The sequence below is a fragment of the Staphylococcus sp. FSL W8-0774 genome, from assembly GCF_038006785.1.
Classification (GTDB): domain Bacteria; phylum Bacillota; class Bacilli; order Staphylococcales; family Staphylococcaceae; genus Staphylococcus; species Staphylococcus pasteuri.
On the sequence record NZ_JBBOVW010000001.1, the window covers coordinates 2215148 to 2228510 of the forward strand.

Genomic DNA, 13363 nt, shown 5'->3' on the forward strand with positions numbered 1-13363 from the left:
TTATCTAGATAATTTATTTACAATCAAACACTTGCTTTACTATTCTATTTTAACAAATTCTTTTGTATCTATTGAATAGCCCGTTTGTCTGATTTTTTCTTTTCTCTTAAATTTTTAAAAAATTTTCTCAGTAGATTACCACACTCTGCTTCTAACAATCCGCTTTCTACTTGTGCTCTGTGATTAAAATTCGGTTGATTCAATAAATTCATTAAACTACCCGAACAACCACCTTTAGGATCTGCAGCACCATATTTAATAGAAGGAATGCGACTCATTACTATAGTGCCCGCACACATAACACATGGTTCAAGTGTTACAAATAAAGTACAATCTTCAAGACGCCAACTTCCTAAAACATCAGCGGCACGCTCAATGGCTAAATGTTCAGCGTGTGCAGTGGGTTGTTGCATAGTTTCTCTTAGATTATGTGCACGAGCTATAATTTGATGATTTTTAACTATAACTGCACCAATAGGCACTTCGCCTAACTGTTCAGCTTTTTGGGCTTCTTCTATGGCAATTTTCATATAATATTCATCAGTTTCCATTCGTGTCCAGACACCTCACTTGTGTTACAATACTCACTGTCTATCTTAACATTTGGAGAAGTGAATATGAATAAACCATTTATCGCAATTGAAGGTCCAATAGGTGTTGGTAAATCTTCCCTTGCACACAAATTAAGTCAATCATTAGATTTTTATGAAGAAAAAGAAATTGTTGATGAAAATCCTTTTTTATCAGATTTTTATGAAGATATTTCAAAATGGAGTTTCCAAACTGAAATGTTCTTTTTATGTAATAGATATAAACAATTTCAAGATATTAACTTTAAACATAAAGGCATTGTTAGTGACGCACATATTTATAAAAATAAAATTTTTGCGAAAAATACACTACAACCTGAAGAATTTAATAAATTCACACGTATATATGACATACTCACCGAAGATTTGTCGATGCCTGATACTGTTATATTTTTAGATGCAGAATTAGAAACGCTTAAGGCGAGAATAGCTAAACGTAATCGTAGTTTTGAGCACCAAATTGAAGATGATTACTTATTAGCTTTGAAACATGACTATCATAATTTTTATGAGTCTTTACAAAATACAAACGTAAATACATTATTCATTGATACGACTAAACTAGACTTTGTTAATAATGAAGATGATTACCAAGGTATTTTAAAACAAGTAAAATCAATGATTGGAGATATATAAAATGAATTCGTTTAACATACCACAAAATGCTATTATTACAATTGCAGGTACAGTTGGAGTAGGTAAATCAACACTCACTCAAGCTTTGGCAGATAAATTAAATTTTAAAACTTCATTTGAGAACGTAGAACACAATCCTTACTTGGATAAATTCTATAATGACTTTGAGCGCTGGAGTTTTCATCTACAAATTTATTTTTTAGCAGAACGTTTTAAAGAACAAAAACGAATGTTTGAATATGGAGGCGGTTTTGTACAAGATCGTTCAATATATGAAGATGTTGATATATTTGCGAAAATGCATGAAGAACAAGGTACAATGAGTGAAGCTGATTTTCAAACATACTCTGAACTATTTAACGCTATGGTTATGACACCTTATTTTCCAAAGCCTGATGTGCTTATTTATTTGGAATGTAACTATGATGAAGTCATAGAGAGAATTAAAGAACGTGGTCGTGATATTGAAATTAATACTGACCCTGAATACTGGCAAAAACTATTTAAACGTTATGATAATTGGATCAATAGTTTTAACGCTTGTCCTGTTGTCCGCGTTAACATTAACGACTATGATGTGCATAATGACCCAGATTCATTAAACCCTATTATTGAAAAAATTGCTCATGTTATTAAAATATATAGAGAAACTGACCCTAGATAAAAAAAGGAATATAAAATTTAACGCCAATATAGATATCTTTTTGATAAAGACGTCTATATTGGCGCTTTTTAATTATTTTTGTGAAATTTGATCAATGACATTTTTAACTTCTTTAGCACTTTCTACTATAACATCTGCCTCATGGAGTTCTTCTTCTTTAGCAATACCTGTTAAAACACCAATACTTAATCCTAGGTGGGCATTTATCGCAGTCTTCATATCATTTGCTGTATCGCCGACGATAGCAACTTGTTCAGGTTTAACATTATAAGCGTCAAATAATGGGTCCAATACTTTAGGATTAGGCTTTTCTTCAGCATGTGTTTCTGTAGAAATAACTAAATCAAATAAACTAGTGGATTGTGTTGCTTCTAAAAATTGAGTTGCTCCTTTATTTGTATCACTTGTAACGATTCCTATTTTATAACCTTTTTCTCGTAATTCTACAATTGTGTCATACACGCCTTCAATCCAATTATTTTCTGGTTCTCTTGAATCTACTAATTCTTGACTTGTATTTCTTGCCCATTCAGAAGTATCTTGTCCAGTAATATTATCAAATGATTTTATCATTTCGCCTAATGAACCCGAACCCATAACTGAATCAGGTACAATTTTGTCATCCATTATACCAAGTTGTCGATGTGCAACTTCTTTATCATGTACAGGAAATGTATCTAGTAATTTATCGACAAGACGTATACCAATTTTTTCCCAACTTTTATCAAATTCTATTAACGTGCCATCTTTATCGAATAGTATCCATTCCATTGATATCTCTACACTCCATGTTTATATTTTCTTTCAACATATACCATTGTAGTACAACCTTACTTAAAAAAATAGAAAAGTCACTTATATACAACACATGCGTATATATACTTTTTTCTACTTCATATGAATTTGAAGAATATAAAAATTTATATTACTTTCTCACATGTAAAAAAGCTAGAAACCTTTAAATTATAAGGCTTCTAGCTCATACTCTATATATTTTAATATCTTGGAACTACAAATCTCCAACCATGGCGATCTTCAAGTGTTCCGTTTTGAATACCAGTATATTCATTATATAGTTTTTGAGTAACTTCACCTGGTTCATTATTGTTAATCACGATTTCACGGTCTTCATAACGTAAAGTACCAACTGGTGAGATAACTGCTGCTGTACCTGTACCGAATACTTCAGTTAATTCACCTTTATCGTATGATTCAAATAACTCATCAATTGATACACGACGTTCTTCTACTTCATATCCTAAATCTTGAGCTAATTCAATAATTGATTTACGTGTAATACCTGGTAAAATACTACCATTTAATGCTGGTGTAACAACTTTACCATTTTCAACGAAGAAGATATTCATACTTCCTACTTCTTCTACATATTTTTGTTCAACACCATCTAACCAAAGCACTTGGTCATAACCTAATTTATTAGCGTTCGTTTGTGCTAATAGACTTGCTGCATAGTTACCTGCTACTTTAGCAAAACCAACTCCGCCTCTTACTGCACGAACATATTCATCTTCAACGTAAATTTTAGTTGATTTTAATGTATCTCCACCATAATAAGCGCCTGAAGGTGATAAAATAATTAATAATTTATATGCTTGTGACGCTCTTACTCCTAAGATACCTTCTGTCGCAAATACAAATGGACGAATGTATAATGATTGACCTTTTCCTTCAGGAATCCAATCACGTTCTACATCCACTAATTGTTTTAAACCTTCCAATAATACATCTTCATCTACTTCAGGCATTTCTAAACGAGCTAAAGAATTGTTAATACGTTTAAAGTTTTGGTCTGGACGGAATAAAACTACTTCACCATTATATTTATATGCTTTTAATCCTTCGAAAACAGCTTGCCCATAATGTAAACCTTGAGCTGCTGGTGAAATTTCAAAAGGTGCGTATGGTACTATTTTTAAATCATGCCAACCTTTATCAGCATCATAATCATAACTCAACATATAATCTGTAAAGTATTGACCAAATCCTAAGTTAGAACTATCTGGTTTTTCTTTTAATGTTTCTCTTTTTTCAAAATTGACTTGTTCTGTCATGATAACGGCCTCCTAATATTGCTACCAATATAAATATGTATACTAGATTATAGCAATCGAAATAATACTATTCAATAAGTTTTCCGAAAATTCAAAATAAATACTTATGTATACAATATATCTTAAGTTAAACACTATCATCTACATCTTACAAGTTATCTTACTGATTAAGCATAAAAAACACTCCTTCTAATGTAAAAATAATTAGAAGGAGTAAAATTAGTATTTATATCGTTATATATATTGAACGGGTTATTTTGTAGCTTTTTCTTTCTTTTCAATAGCTTCTAACATTAATTTAGTCATGCTTTCTAAATCATATTTAGGATCGAATCCCCATTCACCACGTGAACAACTCGTATCAATGCTATCAGGCCAACTCTTAGCGATATTCTCTCTAACAGAATCTACATCGTAGTCTAATGTGAAATCTGGATAATATTGTTGAATGGCTTCTTTAACCATTTCTGGATCAATACTCATCGCACTTAAGTTATAGCCATTTCTAGTTTCTAATTTTGCTCCATCCGCTTCCATTAACTGAATAATAGCATCGATTGCATCATCCATATACATCATATCCATGAATGTACCTTTATCAATATAGCTTGTGTAATGATTTTCTCTCACTGCTTTGAAATAAATTTCAACAGCATAGTCTGTAGTACCGCCACCTGGTTCTTTAACATGTGAAATTAAGCCAGGGAATCTCACGCTACGTGTATCTACGCCAAATTTTGTGAAGTAATATTGGCATAACAATTCACCAGCAACTTTATTAACACCATACATAGTTGTAGGTTGTTGAATGGTTACTTGTGGTGTATTAACTTTAGGTGTTGAATCACCAAATGCACCAATAGAACTTGGTGTGAAGAAATGTAAGTCATATGTTCGTGCTGCTTCTAGAGCATTCATTAATCCACCCATATTTAAATCCCAAGCGAACATTGGATTCTTCTCAGCAGTTGCTGATAATAAAGCAGCCATATGCATTAATGTATCTGCTCCAAAATTCTCAACTAATTCAAACATTTTATCTCGATCAGTCACGTCTAAAATTTCAAATGGACCATCTTGAACTGGAGAATCCGCTTCTGGTTCTCTAATATCTGTTGCAAGTACATTATCTGTACCATAAATTTTTCTACATTTTACAACTAATTCAGTACCTATTTGGCCTAAAGCGCCTGTAATCATAATTTTCTTCATTATAAAATCTCCCCTTGTGTTTATAGAAAATTCATTGTCTTTCTTGTATGTACAAACATTCTATTTACATCTATATTGTAATATAAAAGCGCTTTCTTGTATATATAGTGAGTACAAAGTTAATATTTTAAAATAATTTGAATAACATTACTTTTATTTTTGAGTACTTCCAGTATTCATTTATTAAACACACATATTAAACACACAAAAATGGTTAATATAAAAATAAGTGACGATGTTTTTATATTAACATCATCACTATCTATCAATTACTTCATTAAAAATGATTTAAATGTCTGCGGTTTATCATTTACTAGCATTTCAAAATCATTAGACTGTTGATCTAAAAGTCCTCTTGCTCCAGCTTCATACATTGATGCTAATAAATCACCAAATCCTTTTGGTTCATCATACATTTTAGCAAATGTCTCTAAAGAAACCGGATCATATTCAATTTTAGTTCCCGATACTTCCGAAAGTATATTTGCAAGTTCGTACATATCATAACTGTATCCGGATAATAAGTAGCGTTTCCCCCATGAATTGGGATTATTTAATATAGCGATAATTCCTCTTGCAATATCATGTCTTGAAATATAATTAATTCGACCATCCCCCACCGGATAAATCAATTTATGCATATTCATCAATTCTGGAAGATAGGGTTTTAAAGGATCCATATACATTGCCATTCTAACGTACGTAAAATCAATACCACTTGTAGCTAATAACCGTTCTGCATATCCAAAGTATGGACTCATATGAAATGGATTGTCGTGTTGATCTGCATAATATCCAATATATATAATATGCTTTACTCTGCTTTCTTTAGCTGCATCAACAAGATTCTCTACTTCTGGAATACGTTTTATAGAGGGGTGTATAATACTTGGAATAAAAATAACTGTATCAATATCATGAAAAGCACTAACCATACTTTCTTTATTGAAATAATCTAAGTGTCTTACTGTAACATGTTCTTTCCAATCTGTTGGTACCTTATCTAAATTTCTTACACCTATATAAAATTCTTTCATTTTATGTTCTACAGCTTGATTAGTAATATGTGTGCCCAAATTACCTGTTGCACCTGTTAACATGACCTTCATTTTATTCATCTCCCTTTTCCAATATATTTTAATATATTCGATGTTTCTTTATCATAAATAAACACTTAGTAAATTAACTATTGTCAATTCACTAAGTGTCCATTGCTAAATATATATCATTTTATGCTTCCATTAACTTACCGACATTGCGCATAATTCTTGCTTTTTTATAACCATGAAGATCATGTAACTCTTTATACGCACTAAATAATTTTTTATAACGTTTTACTTTTTCTGGATCAGGTGTCACTTCATATAATACAGGTTCTTTCATTGATTCAATCGCTTCATTTAAACTTTGGTGCGCACCACCACAAACAGAACCAAGAATCGCTGCACCAATTGCTGGAGCATATTCACTATCAATAATAGTTACTTTTTTATTAAGCACGTTTGCATAGATATCCATCATTAAAGGATTTTTCTTAGGTATTCCGCCGCAAGCAAATACATCTTCGACATCCATATTCCAACTTTGATATTGTTGCATAATCATTTTAGTACCAAATGCAGTAGCTTCTAAATATGCACGATATAATTCTTCATGTGTTGTTTGTAGTGACATACCGAATACGCATCCTTTAAGATTACTATCACTTAATACACTTCGGTTACCATTATGCCAATCTAAAACGACAAGACCACTTTCACCTGGCATTTGATCTTTTACTTTTTCATTCAATAATTCAAAAATTGAAATACCTCTTTCATTTGCTTCATCTACGTACTCTTTTGGTGATTGTTTAGCAATATATTCAAATAAATCACCGACTGCAGATTGCCCCGCTTCATAAGCATATAATTCAGGAATAATAGCTCCTTTAACAGAACCAGAGATACCTGGTACTTGATGTTGCTGTTCATTTAACATTCAATGACATGTACTCGTTCCTATAACCATAGTCATTTGTTTGTCTTGTTGTGAACCAATTCCTAATCGACTTGAATGTGCATCTATAATAAATGGACTTACTTTAGTCTGTGTAGAAAGACCAAGTTTTTCAGCCATTTCTTCTGATAATTGTCCTACTGTTTCGCCAATTTTAACTATTGGTGCATCCACTTTATCACGAACAACATCTGATAATTGATCACTCACTTTATCAAATAAATCATAATGGAATCCTTCATTTTCTTCCCAGAATGATTTAAATCCTAAACCACAGTTAGAACGTACATTTTCTCCTGTTAACTTATTAACAATCCAGTCACCAGCTTCCATTATATTAGCTGTTTTATCTAACACTTCTGGTGCTTTGTTCATAACTTCCATAATCTTGGGAATCATCCACTCACTACTTACATTAAATCCATAATAACCTAACCATCTACTCTTATTATCTAAAGCAGTTTGGAATAATTGGTCCGCTTCAGCTTGAGCACCATGATGTTTCCATAACTTAACGTATGCATGTGGATTATTTTCAAAACCAGGTAAATTATGAATAGGTTCTAAATTTTCGTCAGTAAACATAACTGTTGATGAAGTAAAATCTATTCCTATTCCTACTATTTCTTCTGGTTTCACACCTGAAGATTGAATTAAATAAGGTACGCCTTCTTCTAAAACTTCCATATAATCGTTACCATTTTGAAGTGAAAAACTATGTGGCAATTTTACCCCATTTAAATCTTTTTCGATTGTGCCATGTGTATATGGCTTTATATATTTATCTATAATTTTTCCATTCGTAGTATCAACTAAAAAAGCTCTACCTGAGCCTGTTCCATAATCTACTCCAATACTATAACTCATTACTAATACCCCCATACTTTGTCTACATCTCTGTTTAAGTAAGCGTTTTCTTTAGATGATACGCACAAATGAACAATAAATCAATAAAAAAACATAAAAAAGCATCAAAACAAACATTTTTGTGCAAAAACCATTGACACAAATGACTGTAAGCGTTTACCATTATTTACATAAATAAAAATGAACAGAAATTAAAGGGAGATGAACAGAAATGAGCATTGGATCAAAAGCATATCGTCTTATTCAACCAGGCGAATTTGAATATACAACAATAAATCATGAGTTTAGAGATGGTGATGTTATTGTTAATCCAGAAAAAGCAAGTGTCTGTCACGCTGACCTAAGATATTACACAGGTAATAGACGTAAAGAAGCACTAGAGAAAAAATTACCAATGGCATTATTCCACGAAGGTATCGGTACTATTGAAGATTCTAAACATCCTGATTATCAAAAAGGAGATAAAGTAGTTATCGTACCTAATATTCCTTCTCGTTTAAGAGCTGGTGATTTTGAAGAAACAGATTTACTTGATAACTATGATGAAAATGCCGTATTTATGGGTAACGGTTATGATGGTATTTGCCAAGATAGAATGGTAGTACCTGGTGACAACATCGTTAAAATTCCAGATACATTAGATGAAGATGTTGCGTTATTAGCTGAACTTTGTTCAGTATCATTATTCCCAATCAATCAATTAAAAGAAATCACAACTAAATCTTCTCCACAAGTAGCTGTATTTGGTGACGGACCAGTTGGATATTTAGCTGCAACAGCTTTACATTATATCTATGGTATTGAACAAGAAAACTTAATTGTCTTCGGTGCTATTGAAGAAAAATTAAAATCATTTGAAAACTTTGCAACTACACATCTAGTTAATGATTATGATTTCAATAGTCATAAAGGTGTTCATACTGTATTTGAATGTTGCGGTGGAAAATTCTCTGAATCTGCTATTAACCAAGCAATTGACTTAATCGATAGACAAGGTCAAATCGTGTTAATGGGTGTAACAGAAGATTTAGTAGGTATTAATACACGTGACGTATTAGAAAAAGGTTTAACACTTTCAGGTAGTTCAAGAAGTACTAAACATGAATTCGAACAATTAATTGCTTCATTCGAAAATAAAGACTATCAACAAGCACTTAAAAAATTAATCCCTGATGATTACTATGATATCCATAGTACAGAGGATTTGAAAAAAGCAATGGATGATACTGCTGCTCACAAAGGTTGGAAAAAAACTTATTTAAGATATCACTGGTCATAAACCATTGTATCTAAGGGGAGATAACAAATGATGAATAAGACAACATTTTTAGGTATGCCCAAACAAATTGTTTGGGGTTACGTAGGGATTTTAATATTTATGATGGGAGACGGCCTAGAAATTGGTTGGTTAAGTCCTTATTTACAACATAATGGTTTCAGCTCTAATGAAGTGAGTTGGCTATTTGGTTGTTATGGTATCACAGTCGCAATTGCAAGTTGGTTTAGTGGCGTATTTGCTGAAGCATTCGGTGGTAAACGTACAATGTTTATCGGCTTGATTTTATACATTATAGGAACTATTTGTTTCGTTGGTATTGCATTACCATCTGAAAACTTAGCAATTATGTATCCAGCTTATGCACTACGCGGTTTAGGTTATCCATTATTTGCATATTCATTCTTAGTATGGATTTCATACCGTTCAGAACAACGCACATTGGGTGCAGCTGTTGGTTGGTTCTGGCTAGTATTTACTGGTGGACTAAACGTATTAGGTGCGTTTTATTCTATCTATGCGATTAAATACTTAGGTCATATTGGAACATTATGGAGTTCATTATTCTGGGTAATTTTAGGTGGCTTTTTAGCTATTGTCTTAAATAGAGATAAATTACCTACATATAAAAGTAATGCTAAAGCTAAATTAAAAGAAATGATGAAAGGTTTCACTATTGTAGTTGAAGAACCAAAAGTATTATTAGGTGGTATTGTGCGTGTTATTAACACTACTGCACAATTTGCATTCCCTATTTTTTTACCTTTATATCTAGAATCATACGGAATACCAACTTCAAAATGGTTAGCTGTTTGGTCTGCTATCTTCTTCGGTAATATCGTATTCAACCTTATTTGGGGTATTATTGGAGATAAAATTGGTTGGCGTAATACTGTAATGATCTTTGGTGGTATCGGTAGTGGTGTTTCTTGTCTATTAATGGGTTATGTCCCAATATGGTCACACGGTAACATTATTTTATTAACAATTGTTGGCGTTGCTTGGGGAATCTTTATTGCAGCTTATGTACCATTAACTGCATTAATTCCTTCACTTGTTAAAAAAGATAAAGGTGCAACACTTTCAATCTTAAACTTAGGTGCTGGTTTACCAGTATTCATAGGACCAATGATAGTTAGAATTTTCTTAGAGCCACTTGGAGATTTAGGTGTAATTTGGATTTTAGGAATTATATACTTCATTAGTACAATCCTAACATTCTTCATTAAAATGCCGAAGAGTCAACAATATGGTGAAACGGAATAACGTTAAATAATTTATAGGCTGTAGACTGAATATATGATGATCATTTCATTGTCATACTTTCATCTACAGCCTTTATTATGTATTTGATATACTATAATTAAAATCGACTTAATCTTATCATTTTTATTATCAAAATTACTGAATGGAGACGTTTTATATGTTACCTGCTGAAAGAGAACAAAAAATCATTGCTTATTTAACTAAATATAAAACTGCTACTGTTCATACATTAGCAACAGAATTTAACGTACACGATGCAACGATTCGTCGTGACTTAGTAAAACTTGAACAATACAACCAAATCAGACGTACCCATGGTGGTGTCGTACTAAATAATGAAAATGTTTATAGTGAATTAAATTTCGATGATAGACAAACTTCTTACTATTATGAAAAATTAGGTATAGGATACAAAGCTGCTGAATTTGTAAATGATGGAGATACATTAATTATTGATTCAGGTTCTACCACTCTATTATTTGCAAAAGCTATTTTACAAAAGCAAAATTTAACTATTATCACTAATGACATTCATATTGCTTCTATTCTTCGCTCTTCTAACCATAAAGTGATTGTCACTGGTGGTACACTTTATCACAACAATTATGTATTAAATGGATTAATTACTACTCAAACCTTGCAATCATTTAATTCTATGAAAGCATTTTTAGCTACACCTGCTATGGATGCATTAAAAGGCGTGACGCACTACAGCGAAGAATTCGTAGATGCTAAACGCCAAATGGTTTATCAGTCTAAAGAGGTTTACATGTTAACAGATAGTTCAAAGTTAAATAAAGTAGCATTTTATCAAGTTTGTCCAACTAACAAAATTACTACGTTGATTACCGATAATCATGAAGATTTACAAGAATACAAAAAAACAATTCCTAATGTGATCTCCATTAATCCAAGTGATTATCAATAAAGCAAAAATTTTACTATCGCATACAAAAATAAAGAAGTGAGGTAGAAATAGTACATTTTCCACCTCACTTTATTTTTATTGTTGAGCTTTTTTATAAAAATAATTGGCAACTACAATGTCTACAATTGCTAAGCCCACTGATTTAAATAAAGTGATTTCGTTATCATTCATACGTCCTTGTTTATTCCCAGCAACAATGTCACCAAGTTCTGCATAAAGTGATTCTTGAGATAATATGCCTTCTTGTTCAGGAATTTTTAAATCTCCTGTTTCTTCCATTGCAGCTTCTGTAGATTCAACAATAATTTTATCTGCTACTTTCATTGATTCAGAAGGTAATTCTTGCATATCTGGTTTAAAAGAACCTACCGCATTGAGATGTACACCCGCTTCTAAAGTTCGACTAAACACAGGATGTGAAGAATTAGTAGCTGTCACAACAATATCTGCACCTTCTATTGCTTCATCAGCATTTTCAAATACTTTTACGTTAACATCATATGTTGTTTGTGACTGTTTTGCTAAACGCTCAGCTTTTTCCGTCGTTCTACTTGCAAAATGAATAGTATCAATATCTCTAACAGCTAAAACAGCTTCAATTAATCCTTCTGCTTGTTCTCCTGCACCAATTACACATAAAGTACGTGCATCTTCCCTAGCTAAATATTTTGTTGCTACACCAGAAATTGCACCTGTTCTAATTTTAGTTAAATAGCCTCCATCTAGGACTGATAACGTTTCACCTGTCTCATAATCACTCAAAATTACTGATCCACTGATAGTTGATTTACCTTTTTCAGGATTTTTAGGTGCAAATGTAACTGTTTTTAATCCCACAATTTTTAAGACATCAGATAACGCAGGCATAACTAAATATCTATTTTCATCATTAAAAGGAATTGAATATCGTAATGGTGTTTCAGTCTTACCTTCTGAAAAAGCTTTCAAGGATTCTCCTACTTCATCTATTACTTCACGCATATTTAATAATTGTTGTTGATCTTTTTCATTTAAATATAGCATTCCTTTTCCTCCATAAAATTTAATTATTCATTTATATTACTAATACCCGATATTTTATAAAAAAATGTTGGCAAATTAAAGTTTATATTGTTCTCAAACTGTATTCATGCTATTCTTAAAAACATAAATAAAGAGACAGTTGGACATTATTGTGTCTTAACTATCTCTGCGATTTTGTTTAACTAAACAAAACTATTTAATTTAACTTTTGACGACATTCATTCTCCTACACTGGAGAATGATTTTTTTTTGGCTTTTTTTAGTTATTAATAGGTATATGATATCTTTTAACTGGTAATCCATTCTTTTTGATATATGGTTCTATTTCGTATCCTCCATATGATTTTATAACTTTTTGTGATGCAAAATTTTTAGGATTACACGTCATTAGCACATTTTTTATTTGAAACGGTTTTAAAATATCTATCGCTTTTCCTAACATAACAGTCGCATAGCCTTTACCACGTTGTGATTTTGCTACACCATACCCTACATGACCGCCAATACGAGTTAATTGTTCGTTAAGTTGATATCTAATATTAACTGCTCCTACAATTTTTCCATTTTTAAAATAAAAAAATGTACTGGTTTCAACCCAATCTTCCCTAGGTTTAGGTTGATTAATATAATCCACCATGTCTTTGAAACTAGTATACTTCTTTAAATCTGTATTACCAGGTACAATCTTCTCATTATGTTCGTACCACTCATTAATATATTGTAGGAATAATTGTTCATCTTTATAATCAAGTTGGCGTAGTTCATCTACAACATCCATAATGTTCACCTCAAGATATTAAAAAAGCACTCACAGTTAATGAGTGCTTTATT

Annotated in this window: 12 protein-coding genes and 1 pseudogene; 5 read left to right on the top strand and 8 right to left on the bottom strand. The window is 31.8% G+C overall.

The annotated features are described in order from the left end of the window. Positions 1 to 68 precede the first annotated feature (68 nt). Positions 69 to 551 carry a tRNA adenosine(34) deaminase TadA gene (tadA, locus tag NSQ15_RS10925; RefSeq protein WP_070451991.1) on the bottom strand — a complete coding sequence of 161 codons (483 nt, stop codon included), beginning with the start codon at positions 549 to 551 and terminating at the stop codon, positions 69 to 71. A 66-nt stretch (positions 552 to 617) separates the two neighbouring features. Between tadA and NSQ15_RS10930 the strand changes: the two genes are divergently transcribed. After that, positions 618 to 1226 carry a deoxynucleoside kinase gene (locus tag NSQ15_RS10930; RefSeq protein WP_017637555.1) on the top strand — a complete coding sequence of 203 codons (609 nt, stop codon included), beginning with the start codon at positions 618 to 620 and terminating at the stop codon, positions 1224 to 1226. Position 1227: 1 nt separating this feature from the next. Beyond that, entirely contained in the window at positions 1228 to 1890 is a 663-nt protein-coding gene (locus NSQ15_RS10935; protein ID WP_070451990.1) for a deoxynucleoside kinase, read from the top strand. Positions 1891 to 1962: 72 nt separating this feature from the next. On the opposite strand, the gene NSQ15_RS10940 is transcribed toward NSQ15_RS10935, so the two are convergent. The 5 genes and pseudogenes from NSQ15_RS10940 to NSQ15_RS10960 form a co-directional block, all read right to left on the bottom strand. Next, positions 1963 to 2661: an HAD family hydrolase gene (locus tag NSQ15_RS10940; protein ID WP_070451989.1), complete on the bottom strand. Its 699-nt coding sequence runs from the start codon at positions 2659 to 2661 to the stop codon at positions 1963 to 1965. 224 nt (positions 2662 to 2885) lie between these two features. After that, on the bottom strand, positions 2886 to 3962 hold the full coding sequence (locus tag NSQ15_RS10945) for a branched-chain amino acid aminotransferase (RefSeq protein WP_217232517.1): 1077 nt from the start codon (positions 3960 to 3962) through the stop codon (positions 2886 to 2888). A 252-nt stretch (positions 3963 to 4214) separates the two neighbouring features. Beyond that, entirely contained in the window at positions 4215 to 5174 is a 960-nt protein-coding gene (locus NSQ15_RS10950; protein ID WP_124760892.1) for an NAD-dependent epimerase/dehydratase family protein, read from the bottom strand. 269 nt (positions 5175 to 5443) lie between these two features. Next, positions 5444 to 6283 carry an SDR family oxidoreductase gene (locus NSQ15_RS10955; RefSeq protein WP_070451986.1) on the bottom strand — a complete coding sequence of 280 codons (840 nt, stop codon included), beginning with the start codon at positions 6281 to 6283 and terminating at the stop codon, positions 5444 to 5446. Between the two features lie 121 nt (positions 6284 to 6404). Next, positions 6405 to 8039, bottom strand: a pseudogene (locus tag NSQ15_RS10960) (ribulokinase). Between the two features lie 211 nt (positions 8040 to 8250). Between NSQ15_RS10960 and NSQ15_RS10965 the strand changes: the two are divergent. From NSQ15_RS10965 to NSQ15_RS10975, 3 genes are all read left to right on the top strand, one after another. Then, positions 8251 to 9318: a zinc-binding dehydrogenase gene (locus tag NSQ15_RS10965; RefSeq protein WP_340747162.1), complete on the top strand. Its 1068-nt coding sequence runs from the start codon at positions 8251 to 8253 to the stop codon at positions 9316 to 9318. A gap of 27 nt (positions 9319 to 9345) precedes the next feature. After that, positions 9346 to 10581 carry an MFS transporter gene (locus tag NSQ15_RS10970; RefSeq protein WP_340747163.1) on the top strand — a complete coding sequence of 412 codons (1236 nt, stop codon included), beginning with the start codon at positions 9346 to 9348 and terminating at the stop codon, positions 10579 to 10581. Between the two features lie 157 nt (positions 10582 to 10738). Further along, entirely contained in the window at positions 10739 to 11509 is a 771-nt protein-coding gene (locus tag NSQ15_RS10975; RefSeq protein ID WP_017637546.1) for a DeoR/GlpR family DNA-binding transcription regulator, read from the top strand. Between the two features lie 75 nt (positions 11510 to 11584). On the opposite strand, the gene NSQ15_RS10980 is transcribed toward NSQ15_RS10975, so the two are convergent. Both NSQ15_RS10980 and NSQ15_RS10985 read right to left on the bottom strand, forming a co-directional pair. Further along, positions 11585 to 12532: an ornithine cyclodeaminase family protein gene (locus NSQ15_RS10980; protein WP_029056353.1), complete on the bottom strand. Its 948-nt coding sequence runs from the start codon at positions 12530 to 12532 to the stop codon at positions 11585 to 11587. A 259-nt stretch (positions 12533 to 12791) separates the two neighbouring features. Continuing rightward, complete coding sequence (locus NSQ15_RS10985) at positions 12792 to 13310, bottom strand: GNAT family N-acetyltransferase (protein ID WP_046466377.1); 519 nt, start codon at positions 13308 to 13310, stop codon at positions 12792 to 12794. Positions 13311 to 13363 lie beyond the last annotated feature (53 nt).